The sequence below is a fragment of the Hymenobacter taeanensis genome (assembly GCF_013137895.1).
GTDB classification, from domain to species: domain Bacteria; phylum Bacteroidota; class Bacteroidia; order Cytophagales; family Hymenobacteraceae; genus Hymenobacter; species Hymenobacter taeanensis.
Window position 1 is genome coordinate 721,373 of sequence record NZ_CP053538.1, and the last position, 23,364, is coordinate 744,736.

The window sequence follows — 23,364 nt, forward strand, 5'->3', positions numbered from 1 at the left end:
CCAGTACCTTCCCTTTGCCCATACCAGATGTTTGGCCATGCCTACAACAGTTTTAAAGTATCGGCCTCACTCAACTACCTTATGCCCTCACCTGCCACCTCCGCTCACTTACAGCTCACCACCGGCCAGCGGTACGTGGAGCTGGCCCGCCCCTGGACCCTGGCAGCGCTGTATATAGGCCTAGCTGTGGCGGGCTGGTGGTGGCTGGCCGTACCGGTAGCCGTGGCGGTGTGCCTAGCCGCTTTTGTGCAAATGCACGATGCCATGCACAACGCTCTAGGCCTCTCTAAGCCCATCAATGAGCGGATTCTCACGCTCAGTGGGTTGTTGATCTTGAAAAGCGGCCATGCCCTGCAGGTTAGGCATTTACGGCACCATGGCCGCTGCCTCACCGAAGATGACCCTGAAGGTGCACCAGCTAACTGGAAATTTTCTCGGGTGCTCTGGCAAGGCCCCTGGCATATTCTGATGCTCCGCCGAAAGTCCTTACGCATCGCGCCTAACACGCGGCGTATGCAGTTGCTGGAAACCGCCTTCACAATGTTCCTGTTAGCGGCCTTTGTGGCGTTATATTTTCTACTGGGCTCCGCCGCAGGCCTGGTGTATTGGGGCGTGGCGTTCTTTATGAGTGCTACCATGCCCATTTGGGCTTCGTACATTCCGCACCATGTAGCCTCGCGCAACCCGGCAGCACGGGCAGCAGCGGCTGTTGCTCAGGTCTGGACGCCGGTAGTATCGTCGTTCGCTTTCCACCACGTGCACCACTACTACCCTCGGGTACCCACAGCCTTGCTGTACCGGGCGGCGGCAGAACTTCCCCCTCCGCCCGAAAAGCATCACCACTAGGAACTCTTTATTGCAAAGAGGCCTAGCGCTTAAAGCTGCTATTCTTTACCTACCCCCTGCCCATCCAGCACGGCCTCGGCCTGCGCAATGTGGCGCTGCATATGCACTACCAGCAGTTCCAGCGCATCGGTGAGGCGGGGCAGCAGCAGCGGAACAAGGGGGTTAGGAATACGGATAGAATTAGCGTTTACTCCGCGCGCCTGCTCAATCAGGCCAGCTAGTTCATCAAGCTGGCGGCTGAACACTTCCAGTACGGTGCGGGGCAACCGGAAACCGCTGGGCGCATACTGCTGCGGCGACTTCATAGCCTTCTCCGTGGCTGGCACCCGCATGGCATCGGTCATTTTCTTGCCAAAAAAGCCGTGCACCACCGTATCGGCGGGTTTGGAGCCGCGCTCCTGGGCAGCTTTGATCTTTTTGCTAATAACTGGCAGATGCAGCCCACCCACAATATTAAGGTGCTCCAGGCACTGGCCTACACTCCACTTGCCCGGGCCCGGGCCGCGGTTGAGTTGGTCGTCGGTGAGGGGCCGGAAGCGCCGGTCTACCGTTTCGCGCACCTGGCGCAAGTCGGCAGCCAGAGAATCCAGAAACTCAGTAGTACGGCGGGTAGTGGCAGGCATGGCAGAGGATAAAGTAATTCAGTTGCTGATGTAATGATACGCGGCCGTCGCGGTTTAGCCAACGGCTTGGGCTCTTGCTACGCATAAATTACGGGTGAAGTGGCCTACCATGCGTGCAGAGCCAGCTGCTTAGCTTGCTTTAACGAGCAAACCAGCTTACTTATGTTGTGAGGGCGGCCACTGCCACAAGCACCTTTTATCTACTGCTGGTTACTGCCTATATTAGCCAAGTTATTCCCTTAGCCATAGGTACATGGCCTAGCAGCTATTAACTAGTTCTATTATCTCCGTATTCTGATGGCTGCGCCGCGCACTGCCCGTCCTACTCCCACTTCTTCAGGGGCACCCAAACGCTCCCTGCTGGTTAATCTTCAGCGAGCTGTGCGCCGGCGGTTTGGGTTTTCACGGCGGGAAACCTCCGGGTTTATTGGGTTGGTGTTCCTCATGCTGCTGCTACTCTGGCTTCCGGAGTTGCTGCGCCCCGCGTTGCCGCACTATAACCCTGCCGCCGACCAAGCTCGCCTCAACAACCTGGCCGCAGAGCTGGCCGCGCAACGCCAGCCCCGCTCCTATCCGTCTCGATACCCGCGCCCCGCGTACGCAGCTCAGCCCAGCGTGCCGCAGGTTACCCTGGCCCCCTTCAACCCGAACCAGCTTTCAGAAACAGATTGGCAGGCGCGGGGCCTTCCCGCCTTTCTGGCGCGCCGGTTGGTGCATTACCGCGAGGTAATTGGCGGCTTCAAAGCCAAAGAGCAGATCAAGCGCACCTACGGCCTCCCCGACTCTGTGTACGCCCGGCTAGCGCCTTTCATGCAACTACCAGACCTGCTCCCTGCTAAGAACAGCCAACAGTACGCCGCTAACAAAGCCGGCTACTCCCGCTTTCCGGCACGTGCAGGTGGCAGTTTGGGCTTTACGCGCAAACCTACGCGCCTGGCGGCTTTTGACCTAAACCTGGCCGATACTACGCAGCTCATGCAAATCAGGGGCATTGGGCGGGGCTATGCGCGCCGGGTGGTAGAGTACCGGCAACGCCTCGGTGGCTTCGCGCAGGAAGAGCAGCTGGCCGAAATTTACAGCCTCCGCGATGCGCCCGACTTAGTTGATAGCCTGCGCAAATACACGTTTGTGGGCTCAGCTTTTACGCCAGCCACAGTGAATATCAATTCCGAGCCGTTTGAGGTGCTGCAGGCCCACCCCTACATTGGCAAACGGTTGGCGCGGGTGGTAGTGGCCTACCGACAGCAGCACGGCCCATTCCGCCAATCTGCTGACCTACGCCCGATCCGTATTCTGGATGAGGCAACCTTAACCAAACTCCAGCCCTACTTGCGCTTTGAGTAAGTGGCCTAGCGCTACCAGCACCCAGATTTTTTTATAAGGTTTTCACGGCTAACACCGCCCCTACCCCGGCGCCGGGCACGTACGTGGGCAGCAGCAACAGCTTCTGGCCCATGCGCCCCGGCAACAGGCGCGCCGCAACCGGGTACAAATGCCATACGGCTTCGGCCGAAAGCACCCCTACGCTAGCTCCGGCCAGCACATCAGTAATCCAGTGGCGGTTGTTGAGCATGCGCATAGCGCCAGTGGCTGCAGCAATGGAGTAGCCACCCACCGCTACCCAGGGGCGCGTGCGTCCAAATTGCTCATACAGGAGGGTGGCCGTCATGAAGGCCTCGGCAGTGTGCGCCGAGGGAAAAGAGCTGAAATCAGCCGGGTTATCGGGCCGGGCGGTGTGGCTCAGCTCTTTTAAGTTAGTGACTACGCCCGTGCTCAGCGCGTGTGAGAGGCCATAGATAATAGTGAAGGGCAGCACACCCCGCTCACCTTTTACCCCACCTGCGTAGAGGCCATAAGCCACCACAATGGGCATGTGCCGGGTGTAGTCGTCGAGGGTGGTATGAAACCGCGGAAAGGCTTCCCGGGTCTCCTCGCATACTTCTTCCTTGAACTCATCTACAATATTTTCATTCCGGCTTACATAACCCAGCCCAATAAGACCAACCGGAATGGCCGCGTGCCAAACCGCAGGCTTTTTCAGCCATGCGCCCAGCTCAGCCTTCGAGTTAAGCTGGTGGTGCGTTGAGTCAGTACCCGTAGCAGTTGTTGACAGTGTTTGGGCAGGCAGTGGCCTGCTGGCCAGTAATGACAAAAGCAGTGTAAGAAATACTGAGCGCATGCAGGAGCAGTAACGAGGGGAATGCAGGCTAACAAGTTACCTACATTCAGAGGCTTCTGGCATACCCTTCAGGCAAATTCTCCGTATTTATCGGCGGCCATTCATTTCTGCTCGACATAGCCTCCTTGCTTTATGCTAAACGAGCGGCCTGCCTTCTGCCTATGTTATTTTTGCTACGCGATAAGCTCTTTCCTCTTTTTATTTTCTTGCAATCCGTTATCTGTGGCTGCAGCCCCGATAAAGGTCGGGGTGAGTTTAGAAAGGTGCAGAAGGAATACGATGTGCAACCGGTGGGGCGCCTTAACCGCCAGCAGGTAGCAGAAAGCTCCGGCCTGGAAGCTGCCGACGCAGAAGGTGACCTCTGGACGCACGCCGACGGAGGCAACACGGCCCGTCTCTACAAAATCACGCCCCAAGGTGACCTACTGCAAACACTGGAGCTCTCGCCACTAGTGAATATTGACTGGGAAGACCTGGCCCAGGACGATGAGAAACGTCTGTACATCGGTGACTTTGGCAACAACCAAAACAAGCGGCGCAACCTGTGCATTTACCGGCTGAGCGGCTCCAGCTTAAAGCAGATAGATACCATCCGGTTCGATTATCCCGATCAGCGCAAGTTTCCGCCGCGCAAGCCGGCTCGCAACTTTGATTGCGAAGCCTTCTATTATTACCAGGACAGCCTTTATCTCTTCACCAAAAACCGGGGCGAGGGCAACTGGGTAAAGCAATACGTACTGCCTGCGCAACCCGGTCACCACACGGCACGCCTAGCCGATAGTCTCAAAATTAACACCTGGATTACCGCGGCCGACATTAGCCCCGACGGCCGCCGGGTGGCCCTTATGGGATACGGCCACGTGTACCTGATTGAGCGCCAACCCGGCCAGCGCCTTTTTGATGGCCTGAAAACCTGCCTGCCCATCCCATCTACCGGCCAAGCGGAAGCCCTTGTGTTTACTAGCAACCAAGACTTTATCTTTAGCAACGAGAAGGGCCGCCTGTATTATGCCAAGAAGAAAGACTAAGGCCTGGCAATGCAAGGGGCGGTTTACTCCGGAGTAAACTGCCCCTTGCATTGCTAGGCCTAGTCCCTATTCCGGCTTCGGTAGTGCGGAATCGTCGTGGGCTTCCGCCCGGCTCGGAGCCGGACCGTAATCCGGCGAGTCTTGCCGGTTGTTTTTGTCGCCGGCAGCCCCACCGTAGTTTTGAGCTGCGTCCTGCTTATCGTAGTCGCCGCGGGCGGGGGAAGCGGTGTGGCTGTCGTCGGATGACGAATCGTACTCATCATTATAAGACCCGCCCTTAGAGCCAAACCCGTTCTGGTCGCTGCCCTGGGCGCTGGAGCCGGTAGCATTATAGCCGCTACGGGTGGTTTCTGCGTCACTGGTGCCAGCCTCCTGCCGGCCACGCGCGGGCTCATTGGCACCACGCCCGGTGTCTAGGCCCCTGGGGCCCTGCTCCGGATGGCCCGGGCGGTAATCCTCGGCCTGGTTGCGCTGCTGGGTATCGGGCTGGGCGGCGGCAGTGCCGTTGGTGGTTCCGCCCCCCAGTGAAGAGGTACCGTAATTTTCGCTGTAGCCCGAGTCTAGGCCCCGAGGAGCAGCGTTATCATTGGCAAAGCCGGGGCTTACCGTAGATTTTTCGTGGGTAATAGCGGGGTCTACTTCGGCACCGTAACGGCTACCCATGGGCTCTTCAAAGCCCGCCGGCTTTTGCTCCCGCTCCCCATCATACCCGGTGGTGGCAGCAGGAGTATTCAGCGTACCGGCGTAGGTTTCAGCGCCACGGCTGTACTCATTTCCGTAGCCGCCCTGCGTGAAACCCTGGCCCGACTGCCGCCCGAACTCACCCCGGCTGGGGCCTTGGAGCTCGTTTTCGTCGTGGTTCAGGTCGTTGGCGAAGGGCTGCTGGCTGACGGTGTTAGCGGGTGTTTGAAGACTCTGGGGTCTAACGTCTTGGTCTGGGCGTTCTGCCTGCTGCTGATCCTGGCTGGGGCCACCCTGGCCTACGCTATTTTCAGAATCAGCGGGTGAATTGCTGGAGGTGGCAGGGTTCTGGTTCGGGGAAGTCGGTTGGTCTGGCATAAGAGAGACTTGTATCGCGTGGGATATGCAAATTCATACGCACTGTCCCGCTCTGTGTTCCTTTATCCGCGCCAAGGTTTTCCGTAGTTTGGAAATACCCGTTAGTTTTACTGCATTCTTTCACCCACAATTCTTAACACCAGCTATGAAAACTGGCAAAGTGAAATTTTTCAACGAGTCGAAAGGCTATGGTTTCATCGTACAAGATGAAAATGGTCAGGAGATCTTCGTGCACCAGACTGGTCTGATTCATGAAATCCGCGAGAATGACCGGGTTTCCTTTGACATCATCGACGGTAAGAAGGGCCAGAACGCAGTTAAAGTAGAGCGTATCTAGCCTTTTTCCCTTCCAACTTGCCTATTGCCTGTGCTCCAGCCACTGCCATTTGGTAACGGGCTGGAGCATTTTTTTAGGAGCCCGGCCCCTCCAGCCAGAGCCGGTGAGAAGAAGTGCGAAACCCAAGGGCTGTGTTAGCCGAGCGGCCTTGCTACTCCAGCAGATAAAAGCCCCCAGTAGCCAGGATTTACCTGCTACTGGGGGCCTTATTACGCTTCACTGGCTATGGCTTATTTCGGTGAGTTTGTATGCTTGGCTACACGTATGCCAACGGCCATAATATTGGGCAGCTGATCTTGGCGCATGTACTGCTCCAGCATGATTTTGTATGGGCCGGTTTGCGAGAAGTGCTGGTTAGGCAGGGCCAGGAACTGGTGATCATAAATATCTCCGGTACCGTTGCCGCGGGGCTCACCGGTTCGCGGGTCCATCAGCAGCATTTGGTGCAGCAACCGCGAAATAACCTTTCCATCGGGGCCCGTGAGGGTGTGCTTCACATATAAGTTGTAATACTCATAGCCGGAAGCATTGCGCACATTGAAGTACACATCGTAGCGCTGCGTGGTGTCGGGTATTTCAAACTCAAACGTGGGCTTTTCCTGCACAGCCCACACGTAGGGCACCCCCGAGGGCGACTTCAGATCGGTGTTCTTCTCATACACCTGACCAGAGTCACAACTGGCAAGCAACAGGCCTAGCAGGGCCACTACCGGCATCAAACGAGAAAACGCGCGCATAGGCTTAGGAGGCAGGGGTTGGAGAAGTTGCACCACCTTCTGAAGAGCGCCCAGACCGCCCACCGCGCCGCGAATGGTTGCGGCGGCGTTCATTGCCTGGCTCCCCGCCCGGCCGCGGCGCATCGGAGCCGGCTTCAGGCGCGGCACCACGGGGTGGCCGCCCTTCTGTGCCGCGCGATGAGCGCCCTTCATTTGCTGGGTTTTCACCGTCAGCGCCGTTGCGTGATGCGTCGTTTCGCTTGCCTTCGCTGCGGCCGCGGCCCCGCCGGTTTAGCGGGCGGGCCGCCGCCCCGCGCGGACGCCGAACTTCGCCGGCCGGAGTATCAGAAGTTTCGGCCGGAGCCTGCGGATCCAGCACCGACGGATCGGCGGGCACAATTTTGCCGGCTGCGGGGCGGCTGGTCCTAGGCGCGGCTGGTGCAGCGCCTGTAACAGGCTTATCCTTTGACTTTTTGCGCTTGCTGCGCTTAGAGCCCTTGATCTTGTCGTCTAGGCGCTCCAGGGAGCCCTCCACAATGGCCGTAACTTCGGGCGCTTTTTCTTCTTCCCGTACCGGAGGAAGTAGGCTTTCCGGCTTTTCGCCGCGCTTATTCATCTCCTGTACTTCGCGCACACGCTCGGTAGGCAGCACCACCCAATTGTTGTCGCCGCGCACGGCAAACCACATTTTCCGCTTAAAGATATCGGTCTTCTGAAGCACATAGTCGCCTTTCTCGGTGAGCAAGGGGCGTTGCACCTGCGGAATGTCCTTCAGGGCATCGAGGTAGGTGTCCAGCTCGTAGTTCAGGCAGCACTTCAGGCGCCCGCACTGGCCCGAGAGCTTAGCAGGATTGAGGCTGAGGTTCTGATAACGGGCCGCCGTGGTGCTTACGCTCTTAAAATCAGTCAGCCAGGTAGAGCAGCATAGCTCGCGCCCGCAGGAGCCAATTCCGCCCAGGCGGCCGGCCTCGTGGCGCAGCGAAATCTGGCGCATCTCTACCCGCACCCGAAACTCGTCGGCCAGGCGCTTAATCAGGTCCCGGAAGTCGACGCGGTCTTCGGCAGAATAGAAAAACGTCGCGCGGGTGCGGTCGGCCTGGTACTCTACATCGGAGAGCTTCATTTTAAGACGCAGCTCATCTACCACGGAGCGGGCCCGGAACATAGTGCCCGTTTCCAAGTCGCGCACGGCATTCCAGCGCTCCACATCTTGGTCGGTGGCTACCCGCAGAATACCCCTGATATCCTTCGAGTCAAGAGGTACTTTCTTTTTCTTCATCTGCAGGCGCACCAGTTCTCCTTTCAGCGAAACGTGGCCCAGGTGCCAGCCATTGCTGGCGGCTTCTACCACCACGGCGTCGCCGGTGATGAGCGGCAGGCGGCTGGTATTACGGAAGAAGTCTTTGCGGCCGCCCTTGAAGCGGATTTCTACTATGTCAAATTCTTTAAAATCACTGGGCAGGTCAAGGTCCTGAAGCCAGTCGAATACATTAAGGCGGGTGCAGCCGCTACTACAGCTGCCTTTTGAGCCGCAGCCCGAAGCAGATGTAGTGGAGCAGCCTCCACCGGAGGAGCAGGAAGTGCAAGCCACGGCTTGTAGAATCTATAGGTAAGGCGGAGGAAAGGGGGTCCGCACGAAAATGGTCTTCTACAAAGATACAGATTTAGGCGGCGCAAGGGTGACCACCAGTATTTGCCCTTTTGGCGCCGGTATCTGCACCCTTATTCAATCTTCCAAGATAAAGAAGCCGCCTTAAACGGTATAATTTAACCTAAGGTTTCATCAGTGCAGCCATTTCCCAAAACGGAAAAATTCAAATTCTCATTTTCGTAGACTTCGCATTATTTCACATGCACTACCTGATATTAGTATATAATTTTGGCAAAATAACCCATTATATTTTGAGAAGTCATTAATAAACAACTACCTTTTCGTCGATCTTTCCACTTATCACAACCAAAACACATGAAACACTCAAAAGTACTCACCCCCTTCGCGCTCTTCGCGGCAGCGGCATTCTCCCTTGCCTCGTGCCAGGAAAAAGCCAATGTTGAAGTAAAGAACGAAGTATCTGAAAGCACCATCAGCCAGATCAAAGCTCTGGGCTTCTCAGCTACGGAAGCACGCAAGGTTGAAGGTGGTGTAATGGTAGAAGGTGACATCCTTCTTACCAACGACATGCTCGCCAGTAAGCCCGATTACAAGGTGATGCGCGTAGGCGAAGATGAGCAGTACCGCACTACTAACCTGGTAACGGGCCTGCCCCGCACCATCACGGTACGCGTTTCTACTACGCTGCCTTCGGCCTACGTAACGGCTGCTGATGAAGCTATACGCCGGTACAATGCTCAGAACCTGCAGCTTCGTTTCTCGCGCGTAACGTCGGGGGGCAGCATTGTACTGACTAAAGCTCCCTCGGGCTCGTCGTACCTGGCTTCAGCTGGCTTCCCCTCAGGCGGCAACCCTTACAACCAGGTTCTGGTTAATTCCGATGCTCTGGGCACCAGCTATGCTACAACTACCATTGCCTCGGTACTGGCTCACGAAATTGGCCACTGCATTGGTTTCCGCCACACCGACTACATGAGCCGCCAGTATAGCTGCGGTGGTTCGGCCGTGAACGAGGGCGCCAGCACGGTAGGGGCTATCCTGATTCCCGGCACTCCTTCGGGCCCAGACCCAAACTCCTGGATGCTGGCTTGTATCGGCACTGGCGTAGACCGTCCGTTCAATGCCAACGACCGCACAGCGCTTAACTACCTGTACTAAGCATTAGGCCACTATTGGCCCGTTAGCTTAGCAAAAAGCCCCCAGCTCACCTGAGCTGGGGGCTTTTTATTTGCAGCCCGAATCAGGACTAGCTGGTTATCCTTTTCCATGAAGCTTTGTTTGCTTTAGCGAAGCTGAACAGATGAGTTCCGGTTACGACTCCGTTATGAGCGAACTACTCATGGCGGGCATAAGGTAAAGCAAATTGTAGGGAGGGGCATTGGAGAGTACAGTGCGGCCACGCAACCCATGAGCTAAGCCAGAGACTGGCCTACGGTGGCTGGCGGCTCTGCCCGATTTAACAGCCCCGTGCTGCTTGACTGAGCAGAGCTAAATGCGCTTTGAAATAGTTACCCAGACACTTACAACACTAGTATGCGGCGGGTAACCTCAGGGCCATTACCGGCGCTGATGCGCAACAGGAAAGTACCTTTGCCCAATGGAGGCAGCACCAGGGAGTTGATGGCCCCATCGGCGGAAGCTTCGCCTCGCAGGCGGCCCAGCATATCATAAATGCGCACCCGGAGCGGTTCTCCTTCAGGCCCCACAACTTTGAGCGGCTCCCCCTGTAGTACTGGCACCGGATAAACCAGTACATCCGTCGGGCGCACAAAAAAGGCCTCTTCGAGGGCGCTGTAATACAAGCGGCCGTCTTGCGCCTCTGCCCGGGCCCGGTACTCACTCCGGCCGACTACCGGGGCCGGATCGGTCAGCACCAGGTTAAGGGCCGGCGCCACCGATTGCACACTCCGAAAAGACCCGTCAGGCTCGCGGCGCTCCAGATGCACGGCTTTCAGTCGGTAAGTGGTGCCCAGCTGTAGTTGAAACTGCACCGTATCGGAAACTAGCTGCTCTGGAATAAAAGACCGGATGTAGCAGCCGTACGTTTGCTGGGTTACGTCGGGGGTGCTGCCCCGCTCCCCTACCATGCCTTGCACAATAGGTGCCACCGCAAAGTAGCGTTGGGTGGCTTCGGTGGCCGTTAGGAACAGCACCGTATCCGTTACTAGCCGGTACGGCTCTAATTGGGTAGCACCAAGCGTATACACCTGGTATTGAGTTGCTCCGGGCACACGCGTCCAGGTGAGCAGCGTTTCATCGGGGCAGGCATAGCCCACCTGCAACTCTAGGGGTTTAGCCACAAAAAACTTATCCGACTCATACGCTGCTGTGCTGGTGCTCAGGCGCACTTGCACGGGTGCTGTGGTGTCTGGAGTGGCCCAGAAAAAATAGTGCTGCGCCAGATTTACCGCGGGGCTTAGTACCTGCCACTGGCTCTGGCCTACGAAACGATACTCCAGGCGAGCAGAGACTGGTGCTCCCGCCCATTGCCAGCGCAATACCGTCGGCCGGCCTGCTGTTAGATTTCGGGCGGCGGTAGGCTGCGTCCAGGTAAAACCCTGCTCATATTCGTAGGCTACACTAAACGCCTGCGGCCCCTGTGCCAGTTGGTAGCCGCGTACGTGCAGCTCATATGTGCCGGCCTCCGGAACCTCCAGGGTAATCTGCTCGGCGTTGTTTAGGTGATCAGGATGCCGACGAGCGGGCAGCTTAAGCGAATCAGGATGCGGATAAGCACTGAGGGTCCAGGGTAGCCAGCGCTGCTTGCTGGCGGCACTTACCAGCACCAGGTCAAGATCATTGAGCAAGGCTTGGGGGGCGTTGGCGGCGGCGGCAGGATCAGCCCACACCAGCGTAACTTTCAACTCGTGCGTGCCAGCCGGCACCACAATGGGTATTACCTGCTCCTGCCCTTGCCCCACGCTGCCCTGTGCATACCGCTTTTCTAAAATAGTCTGCACGGCCCCCAGCGCATCGGCCTGGCCGTAGCCAGCCTCAAAATCTACGGCTGGCCGGCCGGTGTCGTCGGCACTATTGAGCAGAGCGGCTTTTACCAGAGCAGCTGGTGGTACGGCTCCCTGCTGGTTGCGGTAGGCCTGTTGCACCAGCAAGCTAATACCCGATACCAGCGCAGCTGACTCTGAGGAGCCGCCGTCGCCATAGGCCACTAGCTCAGGCTTCACGCGGCCGTCGTAGGCGGGGCCGCGGGAACTGAGCGGAGCTACCTGGCCTAGCGCATCAGTGGCCCCTACGAGCAGCGCATTTTTGGCCATTTTGAATTGCCCCGTCAGGTTGGCCACTGCTGGCAGGTTGGCATACGGGCCTTCGGTGCTGGCTTGGTTGCCGGAATTGCCCGAGGAAAATACGTGGAGCAGTGTCGGATACTGCTGGGTCTGCTCGTCATAGGCTTTGGCTTCTAAACCGTAATAGTTTTCTATGCCCACGCCATACGAATGGTTTTGCACCGTCACGCCCTGCTGGGCCAGTAGCACGCCATCATCAGGCAGCAGGTTTTCATAGTCAGACTGCGCTATTTTGGCTTGCCAGGCCGCACCTTTGCCGTTAGGCGAAGAATTGCCGCCGCCCGCAATGAGGGTGGCCATTATAGTAGAATGCGACGACTGCATTACCGCCTGCGGATCGGGGTTCACCAAGCGCCCCCTAAAGTCGATATCCAGTATATCCAGGGGGTTCTCCTTAACGGAGACCGTTAGGCCACTGCCCGTTAGCTGCGGATACCGGCTGTGCACGGGGCTCACCTTGTTGGCGGCAAAATCGGCGCCGCTGAGCTGCCGCTCATCGTGCGGTTTGCGGTTGGGCTTATCAACAAACTGCACCCACTGGCAGGCAGCCAGTGCCGTAGGGCTGGCACCTTGCACCCTCACTAGGCCAGGGTAGCGCACCTCTGCCGTTGCCGTAGCACCGGGCTGCTCTGTGGCCAGCCACCTCCGGAACGCTGCTACATCCGTTACGCTCACCCGCACAGTTTGGGCGGCCTTGGCTGCCTGCATCCCGGGAGCAAGCCGGGCCGCGGGCGGTGTTGGCAAACTAGTTTGCCCAAGGGCCGCGTCAGGTACCCAGCCAATAATCACTCCGTAAATTACCAGGCAAAGGAAACGCAAACGAGGGATAAGCCGGCAAGCCGGTTGAGCAGCAGACATAGCAGGGGTTTTGGTTGTAAGGAGGCAGGGCGGCGCAACGGACAGCACAAAACCGTCCTTTCCAAATGTAGGGATAAATGCGCTTGTGCTCAGCTGCCTGCCCTTGACACCAGGCTACAAAAAAGGGCTGACCAAAAGCCAGCCCTTTTTTCAATGAGCGAAGCCCTTACTCACGGCTTCAGCACCACTTTTACGCAGTCTTCTTTCTTGTTACGGAAGATGTCGTACCCATGCGCGGCTTCTGAAAGCGGCAAGCGGTGGGTGATAATATCGTCAAGCACCACCTTGCCCTCTATCACATACTGGAGCAGCTTGTCGATGTGCTTTTGAGCAGGCGCCTGCCCACCTCTGATGGTAATACCTTTGTCAAAGAATTGGTGAATGGGGAAGTTATCAAAGGGCGAGGCATAAACCCCCAACACCGATACAATGCCGCCCCGCCGGACGGCACTCATGCAGGCCTCCAGTACTTTAGGAGAGCCTTTCTCCAAGTTTATCACGGCTTTGGCGCGGTCCAGCAGGTCACGGTCGGGCTCAAAGCCCACGCAATCCACGCACACGTCGGCCCCGCGGCCTCCACTCATGGCCCTGATTTGCTCTACCGTAGAGCTAGCGTCTTCCCAGAGGATGGTTTCTGAGTAGGTAGAATCCCGGGCTTTATCCAGCCGGTACGGGAGCGTGTCGACAACCACTACGCGGGCGGCACCCCGCAACCACGCCGACTTGGCAGCCATAATGCCCACCGGGCCGGCGCCAAATATGGCCACCATCTCCCCGCCTTTTACCTCGCCCCAGTCAATGCCAGAGTAGCCCGTAGGGAAGATATCCGTCAGGAACAGTGCCTGCTCATCGGTTAGCGAGTCGGGAATAACGCGGGGGCCAAAGTCGGCGTAGGGCACGCGCACGTACTCTGCCTGGCCACCGTTATAGCCCCCATACAAATCAGTATACCCGAACAGGGCACCGCCTTTTTCAGTCAACAGACCGCCTTCGGGCCCGTAATGGTCGGGGTTGGAGTTTTCGCAGTGCCCCGGCAGCTGATGATTGCAGAAGTAGCAAGTACCACAGGCAATAGGAAAGGGTACTACCACCCGGTCGCCTACTTTTAGCTTGTTGCCTACCCCTTTCCCCACTTCTTCTACAATGCCCATAAACTCGTGACCCAGCACCATGGGGCGGGGCTGCGGAATACTCCCGTTGTAAATGTGCAGATCGGAGCCGCAGATAGCGGTGCTGGTAACGCGGATAATGGCGTCGCGGGCATCTTCAAGTTTGGGGTCCTCCACGGTATCGACGCGCACGTCTCTCATCCCGTGATACACGAGTGCTTTCATAGCCAGTTAGTAGGAGTAGTGGAGAAGAACGGACAACAAGCCAAAGGGCCTGATGTATCCTAACGGTCCAGCTGCGGCACGGGTTATGGCGGAGCTTAGCTCTGGCTCCTGGCCCCTACCTGCTTACGGCAGCCAAAACGTGCGTGCTACGCGCCATACCAGCCAGACTCATGAGCCGATTACTCCTTCACTACCTGGCCTAGAGCCGGTATACCTGTAGGCCGGCAGCGGTAAATACATAAGCATACTGCTCACCTACCAGCACCTGCTGCACTCCGGCGGGTTGGGGTGCAGGCAGCCCTAGGGTGCGCTCGGTTAGGGTGTAGAGGTGAAAGAAATGCACCCCGTCGGCGGCTAAGTAGTACAGCTCGTCGCCGCGAAAACCGAGGGTAGTCAGCCCCGGGAAAGGTAGCCTCTTCCGATAGTTACCCAGATTATCGAACACGTACACCCCATTCTTATTATCAACCAGGTAGAGGTTGTTCTGGTACTCACGCAGAAACCGGAAGTCGGGGTGGCTGCGCCCAATGAGCAGGTCTAGCGGGGTAGTAATGGTAAACCGGCCAGCCGCATCCAGCTGCCGCAGCGTGAGGTCGGACTCATTCAGCAGCCACAGCCGGTCGTCGGGCGCCAGCGTGGCGGTGCGCACCATCCCATCAAAATAATCAAGCAAAGAAAGCTTGCTGATGGGCGCCAGGAAACGGTTGAGCAGCACCAGCTCCTGTCGGTCGTCGTAGAAGACCAAAATTTTAGTGGTGTTCCAGGCTTCCAGCTGGGCCGTATGGCCCGGCAGCGGTGGCGAGTATACGTTTAAGGCCTGCCCATCAGGGCCGTACTGGTGCACGTTGTTCTGGGCATCTGTCACATAGAGGTTGCCCCGCCGATCAAGAGAAGCCGGACCGGGTTTGGCCAAAGCCACGGTGCGCACAAGCTGCCAGGTGCCGGGCGTGGCGGGCCGGGCATCAGCGGGTACCGTTACCACCGGTGAGGCCTGGGCAGCGGGAGCTACTGAGCCCGCCGCCGGAGCGGTAGTTTGGGCCTGCGCAGGAGCCATGAGCCATAAATTGGCAGCCAGCCCCAAGCAGCCAGCCGGCAGCCACCCAGCTAAGCGGCTAGGCCAGTTATAGGCCTCAGCCTTTACCTTTCTCAGCTTCAAAGTGCCGGAGCGCCAGTTCAGTACCATCATATTGGCCGTATGAGCAATAATTGACCCACTCGCCGAGGTTAAGGTAACGACTGCCGGGCGCTACTGCTACATCAAGCGGCAAATGACGGTGGCCGAAGACGTAGTACTCGTGGTGGTAGGCCTGTTCCAGCTCCCGGCAATACTGCAGCAGCCACTCGTCCTCGCCAAAATAGGTGCTGTCGGCCTCGCCATTTTGCAGACGACTATGGCGGCTCCAGTGGTTGGCAATACCAATGCCCAAGTTGGGGTGCAGGCGCGCAAACAGCCACTGCGCCAGCGGCGAGGCAAACACCCGTTTCAATACTTTATAGGTATGGTCGCCAGGGCCTAGGCCATCCCCGTGCCCAATATGAAACTGGTGCCCGCCAATGCGCTGACTTACGGGGTGCCGGTAAATTGGAATGCCCAGCTCCTTGGTGAAGTAGTCGAACATCCACATATCGTGGTTGCCGGTAAAAAAAATTACCGGAATACCCGCATCCGTTAGCTCAGCCAGCTTGCCCTGCAGCCGAATAAAGCCGCGCGGAATAGCATGCTTGTATTCAAACCAAAAGTCAAAAATATCGCCGAGCAGATAGATAGCAGCGGCATCCTGGGCGGCCCAGGTCAGCCAGCGCACGATGCGTCGCTCCCGCTCCAGGGAACGGGCGGCATCGGGCGCCCCGAGGTGGAAGTCGGAGGCGAAATATACTTTGCGGCCCGGGGGCAGCGCGAGGTCAGGTAGTTGCGGCGGGCGCGTCATCCAGCAAAAACAACACAATGCTGCGCGGGCCGTGGGCTCCGAGTACCAGCGTTTTTTCAATATCAGCCGTTCGGCTGGGCCCCGTAGTCAGGGAAATCATGGAGGGTATTCGGTCGGGTCCGTACTTCTGTTGCACCAGCTTCAGGGCATCCCCAATATCGGTTACTATTTGTGAGGTGCGGGCCAGCACTAGGTGCTGATCAGGGTAAATACTTAATCTGCGGCCGCTGCTACTGGCACCGCTAACCAAAATGCTGCCCGTACGGGCCACCAGGGCTTCGCAGGAAGTGAGGCCCGCATCGGCGTGAGCCAGGAATTCAGCTTCATCACCCTGGAAAACCAGGTTGCCATCGTGCAGCATTTTCTTGAGTTCGGGCTCCCACACAAACAGCCGTTCCAGCGCCTTTTCCTTTTTATAAGTGAAGATCTGATCGTAGAAGTGCTCCACCGACTCGCAGTAGTAAAATAGTCCTCCTACCCGCACAAAGTTCTGAGCGAAATCAATGGCCAGATCTTCCTCGGTAGCTGGCCTAGGGTGCAGCGGGGCACTGAAGTCGGGCTTGGCGGGTTGCTCAGCCGGCTTCTGCAGCGCCTCCCTTATTCGGCGCAGGATAGTATCGCGTGACGTATCGCCCATTAGGCAAAGGTAACAGAGTGAGCCCATGCGCCGCGCTAGGCCAGGCCAGGCGGGTCATTTGGCACTACTTATTTATTGAGAGCCAATATTTTATTATCCGTGAGCAAAGTAGTATCTTATACTATTGAAAGCAGTAACTACCAGCTAGTTCGCTCAGCACCATGCCTATTCTCGTACCTCCCGAGCGGCGGGGCCGCCTCTTTACTGGCGCTGAATGGCTGACGTATGCCCTGGGCTTGCTGGTGTTGCTTGCCTTTGCGCCCACTTTTCCTGAGGCGCCTAAAAAAGCCCTAAAAACCCGGAACGTCATTATAGTGGTCATTGACGGGCCCCGCTACTCCGAAACCTGGGGTGCAGTTCCTGGGCTCATCCCGAATATGGCCACGAAGCTGAGGCCCCGCGGGGTCTTCCTTTCCAGCTTCTTTAACAACGGCTTCACCTTTACCAACTCCGGCCACACGGCTATTACCACCGGCCTAAATCAACCTATTGACAATTTTGGGGAAGAGTTGCCACAACAGCCTTCCATTTTTCAATACTGGCGCAAGGCCTCCGGTAAACCCGCCACCGCAGCCTGGCTAATTACCAGCAAAGACAAGCTTCATATTCTGGGTAACACGCAGAATACCGAGTGGAAGGACCAGTACCTGCCTTCTCTTGATTGTGGTATTAGTGGCCCCGGTAGTAGCTACCGACCCGATTCTCTGACGCTGGTGGCCGTTAAGCGCATTCTCACCGAGCACAAGCCAAACTTAGTGCTCATCAATTTTATGGAGCCGGATGGGTATGCCCATGCTGGTAACTGGGAGCACTACCTACGTGGCATTGCCCGCGATGATCGGTACGTGATGCAGCTCTACGACTTTTTGCGGCGGAGCAAAACCTACCGCGGCAATACCACCCTCCTCATCACCAACGACCACGGGCGCCACTTAAATGGCATAAGCAATGGCTTTACCGACCACGGCGACGATTGTGAGGGGTGCCGCCATATTAGCCTGCTAGCTCTCGGCCCCGATTTCAGAGCGGGTATTTCTTTGCCGGAGCAGCACACTTTAGTAGATATAGCTCCTACGGTGGCCTTCCTGCTCGGCTTTCCCTTTCAGCAAGGGCAAGGCCAGGTTATGCAGAGCTTATTTAAGCGCTAAGCTTCTCTCCTCGCGCCCTGAGAAGGCGGAGTAACGATCTGCCAGATCAGCAGATCCTTGCGTGTTGCTCGCTTGGTACCCATCGGCTGCCTCCGCCGGATTACTTCTCAGTGTGTGATGAGAAAAGCGCTCTATTTACTGGCCAGCCTGAGCTGGTTACTCACGCAGCAATTGGCCCAAGCTCAGGCCCAGACCAGTGAGGCACCCGCAACAGGCCTAGCCAACCCGCAAACGGCGGCGGAAGAAGCCTTTTTTACCAATGAAAAAGAGCTTCGCTTTACCCTGCACCTCCCGCTGGATGAGCTACTGAAGGACAAAGGCCGCAAACCTGTGTTGCACAATGCCGCCTTGCAGTATCAGGACGCGGTTGGGGCTACCCGCATGGTACCGGTGCAGGTGAAGCTGCGCGGCCATCGGCGCCAAGACCCTGCCGTTTGTCAGTTTCCGCCCCTGCTCATTCACTTTCCTGATAATGGGGCGCATCCGTCAATGTTCGGGAAAATGGCAGACCTTAAGCTAACCACTCACTGCCGCGCAGATAATTACGTGTTGCGTGAATACTTGGTATACAAGCTCTACAATGCCCTAACGGACATGAGTTTCCGGGTGCGGCTGTGTTTGGTAACGTATCAGGATATGAATAGCCGGCAAAAGGCTACCGTGCATCAGGCCTTTCTGCTGGAAGAGGCCTCCGCTATGGCCCAGCGTAACAAGGCCACTATTGTTCCTAAGCCACTCATCATCGGTATGCAATACACGCATCAGGAGTCAATGGCGATGCTTACCCTGTTTCAGTACATGATTGGAAATACCGACTGGTCGGTGCCGTACCGCCACAACATCCGGCTCCTGAAAGCAGACGGGTACGCTGCTCCCGTGCCAGTGCCTTATGACTTTGACTATGCCGGTCTGGTAATGGCCCCCTATGCTGAGCCGCCCCAGCAATTAGGTATTACCTCGGTTCGGCAGCGCCTGTTTAGGGGTTATAACTTCACAGAGGAGCTGTACACGAAAATGCGGGCTCTTTTCAATGAACGGCGGGCGGCGCTTTACAATGTGTACCTCTCATGTGAATACCTCAACCGGGATGAAAAAGCCTTCGCCACTCAGTTTTTGGATGAATTCTACGATACCCTAAATGACCCCAAAGAATTTGAGCGAAGTATTGTGCGTGTAGGGCGTCGCAATGAAAAGCAATACATCAGCATCAAGGGGTATGATTGAGTTGCTGGCAGACCTGTACTCCATTTGCAGCTTGAGCCATTGTGCGTAGGCCTGTAATAGAAAAGGGAAGCTCTACGGAGCTTCCCTTTTCTATTACTTAATCTGACAATCACCTAAACCGGCGTTACGGCGCTGCCGCTCGGCTCAGTGGTAGTACCAGCTGAATCATTCTGGCTATCGATGCCGGGCAGGTTCAGATCAGGCAAGTCGTTGCCCAATGGTACACCGGGGTGCTCCTGCTTCAGCTCGCTCAGCGTTTCGCTACGGTCGGTGCCGGCCATGTGCGCTTGGTAAGTGGTCTGGCTGTCAAATGGGCGCGGACCTACCAAACGAACCAAGTCATCTTGCTGCAGAATTTCTTTCTCCAGCAACTCCTTGGCAATTACCTCCAGCTCATGACGGCGCTCCGTGAGTAGTTCCTTCGTCCGGATGTACGCGCCTTCGATGATGCTACGTACTTCCTCATCAATCATCTGCGAGGTAGCTTCTGAATACGGCTTCGAGAACCCATATTCATTCTGCCCTTTCGAGTCGTAGTAAGAGATGTTGCCGAGCTTGGTGTTCATGCCATACATCGTTACAATGCTGTAGGCCATCTTGGTGATGCGCTCCAAATCGCTCAGGGCACCGGTAGAAATTTTACCAAACACCAACTCTTCCGCAGCGCGGCCACCCAGCGTCATGCACATTTCGTCCATGAGCTGCTCCGTGTTGTAGAGGAACTGCTCGCGGGGCAAGTACTGCGCATAACCAAGGGCAGCAACGCCACGCGGTACAATGCTCACCTTCACCAATGGGTCAGCGTGCTCCAGGAACCAGCCCGCAATAGCGTGACCCGCCTCGTGGTAGGCCACAATCTTCTTTTCGCCGGGGCTAATGATCTTGTTTTTCTTCTCTAGGCCGCCAATTACGCGGTCAACGGCATCGGTGAAGTCGAGCATCGTTACCATCTTCTTGTCGCGGCGGGCGGCAATCAGGGCGGCTTCGTTGCAGACGTTGGCAATTTCAGCACCGGCAAAACCAGGCGTCTGAGCAGCCAACTTCTTAGCTTCTACATCGGGGCCCAAGGTCAGGGGCTTCAGGTGCACGTTGAAAATCTGCGTGCGGCCGTTGATGTCGGGCTTATCAATGGAGATCTGACGGTCGAAACGGCCCGGACGGAGCAAAGCAGAGTCCAAGGTATCGGGGCGGTTGGTAGCAGCCAGGATGATAACCCCTGAGTCGGTACCGAAGCCGTCCATTTCTACCAGCAGAGAGTTGAGCGTGTTTTCGCGCTCGTCGTTGCCGCCGGGTACGTTGCCACGCGAGCGGCTCCGACCAATAGCGTCAATTTCGTCAATGAAGATAATGCAGGGCGCTTTGGCTTTGGCCTGCTTAAACAGGTCACGTACCCGAGCTGCACCTACCCCCACGAACATCTCCACAAAGTCGGAGCCCGACAGCGAGAAGAACGGCACGTCGGCTTCGCCGGCTACGGCCTTTGCCAGCAAGGTTTTGCCGGTACCAGGAGGACCTACCAACAGGGCACCCTTCGGGATTTTACCACCGAGGATGGTGAACTTAGAAGGGTTCTTCAGAAACTCTACAATTTCCTGCACCTCTTCTTTCGCTTCTTCCAGGCCAGCTACATCCTTAAAGGTAATCTTCACCTTGTCGCCGCCTTCAAACAAAGCAGCGCGTGATTTCCCAATGTTGAATATCTGTCCGCCAGGACCACCAGCGCCACTCATCCGACGCATCAGGAACCAGAAGCCCACGAACAGCAAGAGCATAAAGCCCCAGGTGGTAACGTAGTCGCCATAGCTGGTTTCATCGGCTACGCGTAGGCCTACCTGCCGTTCTACGGGCAGCGTAGCCTGCAGCTTGTCGAGGTCGGCTTTGAAGGTTTTACCATCTACTACCCGGAAGCCAAACTGAGGGCCAGGGTCGTTAGTGGTAGTCAGCGGGCCCCGAGACATCAGCTTCTGCTTGTACTCAGGCTTGGTCAAGGCCTCGCGCTTGAGCGTGACCTTCACCTGCCGGTCGTTCACCAGCGCTACGTCGGCCACATCGCCAGCGGTCAGCATCTGCTCAAAGTCCCGCTGTTTAATTTCTATCAGGGTGGTGCTGCGGTTAAGGTAGATCATCCCCAGGATGAAGACTACCAGCCCCGTCAGCACCCAAAGCTGCATTCCGGGCCGTGGCGCGGGGTTGGGCAGCATGGGCTTTTTCTTTTTAGGGCTTGTATCAGGCATGTATAAGAATTACTAAAGCGAAAAACAAAAGCGGAACACGCCAACGCTGGGTTTGTTGGCGCAGAACCATCTCAGCTACCTAGACGCAAACAGCCAGCGTTTACTTTACCGAAGCGGCAGTTTCTTCTTCTACGTGCGTGATTTCAGCATCGCCCCACAACTCCTCGAGGGCATAGAACTGCCGCCGGTCGCGCAGGAACACGTGTACTACCACATCCACATAGTCAAGCAACACCCACTCACGGTTCATGCGCCCCTCGGTCTGCCAGGGGTTTTGGCCGGTGAGCTTTTCTACTTCTTCTTCAACTGAGCGCGCAATAGCGTCAATCTGGGTATCAGAGGAAGCTGAGCAGATAATAAAATAGTCTGCTACAGCATTTTTTAAATCTTTTAGGTTGAGTACCACGATATCGGCTGCCTTCTTCTCTTGCATGCCGCGTACTACTACATCTGCCAACTTGTCCGAATCCTGCCGAACCAGGGTACTTTTCATGGGGTATTGTTAGGTTTGAACGTCACAAAGTACGAAAATCAGGTGGACGCTATATCCCCCCAAACTCTCTTCACGGGCCAACAGCTTGTCTGGTTGCCCGAATGTGCCTCCACCAACACGGAGGCGCAACAGCTGGCTGTCCAAAACCGGGCCACGGATGGCTGCTGTGTCATTACCGACAAACAGACCGCTGGCCGAGGCCAACGGGGCAACCAATGGGAAGCTGCCCCGGGGGAAAACCTGACGATGTCGGTGGTCTGGCAGCCCACATTTTTGCCGGCCGCTGATCAGTTCCAGCTGAGCCAAGCCGTTGCACTAGCCATTCACGACTGGGCAACCGCTTTGCTTGGCCCCGATCCTGCCCTACGAATCAAGTGGCCGAATGACATCTTTTATGGAAGCCAAAAGCTGGGCGGCATCCTGATTGAGAACACACTTCAGGGCCCGAAGATTCAGTATAGCATCGTAGGAATAGGATTAAATATCAACCAGCGGGAATTTGGTGTGACAACGGCTACCTCACTGGCTCAGCTCACTGGCCACGCCTACTCCCTGGCTGCCATGGCTGCCCGGCTGCTGGAAAGCCTGGAACGTCGTTATCTGCAACTGCGAGCTGGCCGGGTAGGTGGCCTACGGCAAGAGTACTTGCGGGTACTTTACCGCTATCAGGAAGAGCATGAGTATGAAGTGGATGGGCGCCATGTGCGTGGCGTACTAGTTGGGGTGGATGAAGCCGGACGGCTGGCGGTACAGATCAATGGCCAACTCCGTTTTTTTGACCTTAAGGAAATCCGGTATATATAAGCTAAGCTTAATTTTTCGCTCTACCTTTGAGAGAGCAGGTAATGACAAAGTTTTCTGCATACCTTAAGCCAACGATTAGTTTTGGCTGAGCGTATAGTTTTTAAACCTTAAGGGCAACTATTCGCTCTAACTAATCATCTACGGTTTATAAGTTCTTGGCTCGGCAAAAACGGGCATGGTGCTTGTAATTGTAATACACAGGAAAGTTGGTTGCCAATTCTGGCAAAAAATATTGCCTGCTATTTTTTATACACCGCTTTTAGCGGCTGCTTTTTCTGACTTAATGCCATGAACATATTTACTCGTTCTCTTTCTCTGGCTTTGCTTCTGCTTATGCAGTTGCCGATAGTGGCGGCTACCGTTACGCATCGTCCGGGAGGAGCTTTGCCCTGGCACACTGACAAGGCAAGCTATCTGCTAACGAAACATGAAACGCGCACTTGGTACACGCTGCCTCAATACAGCTTTACTACCCCTACCGTTTCTTTTCTGAATCTTGAGCAGAGCTTTACCCAAGCTCCAACAGTGGCTGTTCCCAGCTCTGCCGCTCGCGGTTTAGCTCCCACGCTATCGGTATATCCTAATCCGGCTCGTGGCCTTGTAACCGTTTCGCTAGGCCAGAAATTCACCGCCGACTACAAATTGCGCCTGAACAACATTATTGGGCGGGAGGTGCGCACGGTTTCACTGCGCCCTGAGGCAGCCGATGGTGGCATGGCTCTCAACCTTTCTGATTTGCCCCCTGGCATGTATTTCTACAGCCTCGTGCTCGACAACAAAGTAATGAGCACCAAGCGTCTGGTTCTTCAAAACTAGGCCTGTTGCTTGCTCTCTACAAAAAAGGCAGCCCTTTACCGGGGCTGCCTTTTTTATTGCTGACTCTCAGAGGCTTGCTGCCCACCTTGGGAGGCGCTGTTGGTTTGTGGGCCCTCGGGTTGGTTGAGCAACTTCAGCAGGTTGGTAGAGTACGTTTGCCCCGTTGGTTGATTGATAGGAGTTGTC

At 56.4% G+C, this 23,364-nt stretch carries 21 protein-coding genes; 9 read left to right on the forward strand and 12 right to left on the reverse strand.

Going from position 1 to position 23,364, the window contains the following annotated elements; translation table 11 throughout:
- The first annotated feature begins 81 nt into the window (after nt 1-81).
- The gene (locus HMJ29_RS03020; protein ID WP_171590099.1) at nt 82-846 is read left to right on the forward strand and encodes a fatty acid desaturase family protein; all 765 of its coding nucleotides are present in this window, start codon (nt 82-84) and stop codon (nt 844-846) included.
- Between the two features lie 38 nt (nt 847-884).
- On the opposite strand, the gene HMJ29_RS03025 is transcribed toward HMJ29_RS03020, so the two are convergent.
- A complete protein-coding gene (locus HMJ29_RS03025) occupies nt 885-1,469 on the reverse strand; it encodes a DinB family protein (protein ID WP_171590100.1) in 585 nt (194 codons plus the stop codon).
- 297 nt (nt 1,470-1,766) lie between these two features.
- On the opposite strand from HMJ29_RS03025, the gene HMJ29_RS03030 reads away from it, so the two are divergent.
- Nucleotides 1,767-2,813 (forward strand): ComEA family DNA-binding protein, encoded by a 1,047-nt coding sequence (locus tag HMJ29_RS03030; RefSeq protein ID WP_171590101.1) that lies wholly within the window; start codon nt 1,767-1,769, stop codon nt 2,811-2,813.
- A gap of 31 nt (nt 2,814-2,844) precedes the next feature.
- Here the strand turns inward: HMJ29_RS03030 and HMJ29_RS03035 are convergent, their stop codons facing one another.
- Nucleotides 2,845-3,648, reverse strand: a complete 804-nt coding sequence (locus tag HMJ29_RS03035; RefSeq protein ID WP_171590102.1) for a phosphatase PAP2 family protein — start codon at nt 3,646-3,648, stop codon at nt 2,845-2,847.
- Nucleotides 3,649-3,854: 206 nt separating this feature from the next.
- Between HMJ29_RS03035 and HMJ29_RS03040 the strand changes: the two genes are divergently transcribed.
- A complete protein-coding gene (locus HMJ29_RS03040; RefSeq protein ID WP_171590103.1) occupies nt 3,855-4,676 on the forward strand; it encodes a hypothetical protein in 822 nt (273 codons plus the stop codon).
- A gap of 66 nt (nt 4,677-4,742) precedes the next feature.
- On the opposite strand, the gene HMJ29_RS03045 is transcribed toward HMJ29_RS03040, so the two are convergent.
- Entirely contained in the window at nt 4,743-5,735 is a 993-nt protein-coding gene (locus tag HMJ29_RS03045) for a hypothetical protein (RefSeq protein WP_171590104.1), read from the reverse strand.
- A gap of 145 nt (nt 5,736-5,880) precedes the next feature.
- On the opposite strand from HMJ29_RS03045, the gene HMJ29_RS03050 reads away from it, so the two are divergent.
- Nucleotides 5,881-6,072 (forward strand): cold-shock protein, encoded by a 192-nt coding sequence (locus HMJ29_RS03050; protein WP_135431636.1) that lies wholly within the window; start codon nt 5,881-5,883, stop codon nt 6,070-6,072.
- Nucleotides 6,073-6,302: 230 nt separating this feature from the next.
- Here the strand turns inward: HMJ29_RS03050 and HMJ29_RS03055 are convergent, their stop codons facing one another.
- Together HMJ29_RS03055 and HMJ29_RS03060 are read right to left on the reverse strand one after the other, a co-directional pair.
- A complete protein-coding gene (locus HMJ29_RS03055; protein ID WP_244678740.1) occupies nt 6,303-6,809 on the reverse strand; it encodes a gliding motility lipoprotein GldH in 507 nt (168 codons plus the stop codon).
- A gap of 4 nt (nt 6,810-6,813) precedes the next feature.
- Nucleotides 6,814-8,379, reverse strand: a complete 1,566-nt coding sequence (locus tag HMJ29_RS03060) for a PSP1 domain-containing protein (RefSeq protein WP_216634084.1) — start codon at nt 8,377-8,379, stop codon at nt 6,814-6,816.
- A gap of 375 nt (nt 8,380-8,754) precedes the next feature.
- On the opposite strand from HMJ29_RS03060, the gene HMJ29_RS03065 reads away from it, so the two are divergent.
- Complete coding sequence (locus tag HMJ29_RS03065) at nt 8,755-9,558, forward strand: M57 family metalloprotease (protein ID WP_171590105.1); 804 nt, start codon at nt 8,755-8,757, stop codon at nt 9,556-9,558.
- A 362-nt stretch (nt 9,559-9,920) separates the two neighbouring features.
- Here HMJ29_RS03065 and HMJ29_RS03070 read toward each other — a convergent pair whose 3' ends face one another.
- The 5 genes from HMJ29_RS03070 to HMJ29_RS03090 form a co-directional block, all read right to left on the reverse strand.
- Nucleotides 9,921-12,560 carry a S8 family serine peptidase gene (locus tag HMJ29_RS03070; RefSeq protein ID WP_171590106.1) on the reverse strand — a complete coding sequence of 880 codons (2,640 nt, stop codon included), beginning with the start codon at nt 12,558-12,560 and terminating at the stop codon, nt 9,921-9,923.
- Between the two features lie 170 nt (nt 12,561-12,730).
- Entirely contained in the window at nt 12,731-13,894 is a 1,164-nt protein-coding gene (locus HMJ29_RS03075) for a zinc-dependent alcohol dehydrogenase (protein ID WP_171590107.1), read from the reverse strand.
- Between the two features lie 199 nt (nt 13,895-14,093).
- The gene (locus HMJ29_RS03080; protein WP_171590108.1) at nt 14,094-14,948 is read right to left on the reverse strand and encodes an SMP-30/gluconolactonase/LRE family protein; all 855 of its coding nucleotides are present in this window, start codon (nt 14,946-14,948) and stop codon (nt 14,094-14,096) included.
- Nucleotides 14,949-15,024: 76 nt separating this feature from the next.
- Entirely contained in the window at nt 15,025-15,822 is a 798-nt protein-coding gene (locus HMJ29_RS03085; protein ID WP_171590109.1) for a UDP-2,3-diacylglucosamine diphosphatase, read from the reverse strand.
- Nucleotides 15,797-16,459, reverse strand: a complete 663-nt coding sequence (locus HMJ29_RS03090; protein WP_171590110.1) for a LutC/YkgG family protein — start codon at nt 16,457-16,459, stop codon at nt 15,797-15,799. Before HMJ29_RS03090 ends, HMJ29_RS03085 begins: the two co-directional genes overlap by 26 nt.
- A gap of 161 nt (nt 16,460-16,620) precedes the next feature.
- On the opposite strand from HMJ29_RS03090, the gene HMJ29_RS03095 reads away from it, so the two are divergent.
- Both HMJ29_RS03095 and HMJ29_RS03100 read left to right on the forward strand, forming a co-directional pair.
- Complete coding sequence (locus HMJ29_RS03095) at nt 16,621-17,607, forward strand: alkaline phosphatase family protein (protein WP_171590111.1); 987 nt, start codon at nt 16,621-16,623, stop codon at nt 17,605-17,607.
- Between the two features lie 117 nt (nt 17,608-17,724).
- The gene (locus HMJ29_RS03100; protein ID WP_171590112.1) at nt 17,725-18,831 is read left to right on the forward strand and encodes a hypothetical protein; all 1,107 of its coding nucleotides are present in this window, start codon (nt 17,725-17,727) and stop codon (nt 18,829-18,831) included.
- Between the two features lie 113 nt (nt 18,832-18,944).
- On the opposite strand, the gene ftsH is transcribed toward HMJ29_RS03100, so the two are convergent.
- Together ftsH and rsfS are read right to left on the reverse strand one after the other, a co-directional pair.
- Entirely contained in the window at nt 18,945-21,065 is a 2,121-nt protein-coding gene (gene ftsH / locus HMJ29_RS03105; protein ID WP_171590113.1) for an ATP-dependent zinc metalloprotease FtsH, read from the reverse strand.
- A 100-nt stretch (nt 21,066-21,165) separates the two neighbouring features.
- Nucleotides 21,166-21,558, reverse strand: a complete 393-nt coding sequence (gene rsfS, locus HMJ29_RS03110; RefSeq protein WP_171590114.1) for a ribosome silencing factor — start codon at nt 21,556-21,558, stop codon at nt 21,166-21,168.
- A gap of 42 nt (nt 21,559-21,600) precedes the next feature.
- On the opposite strand from rsfS, the gene HMJ29_RS03115 reads away from it, so the two are divergent.
- Both HMJ29_RS03115 and HMJ29_RS03120 read left to right on the forward strand, forming a co-directional pair.
- Nucleotides 21,601-22,362: a biotin--[acetyl-CoA-carboxylase] ligase gene (locus HMJ29_RS03115; RefSeq protein ID WP_244678742.1), complete on the forward strand. Its 762-nt coding sequence runs from the start codon at nt 21,601-21,603 to the stop codon at nt 22,360-22,362.
- A gap of 288 nt (nt 22,363-22,650) precedes the next feature.
- A complete protein-coding gene (locus HMJ29_RS03120; RefSeq protein WP_171590116.1) occupies nt 22,651-23,178 on the forward strand; it encodes a T9SS type A sorting domain-containing protein in 528 nt (175 codons plus the stop codon).
- Nucleotides 23,179-23,364 lie beyond the last annotated feature (186 nt).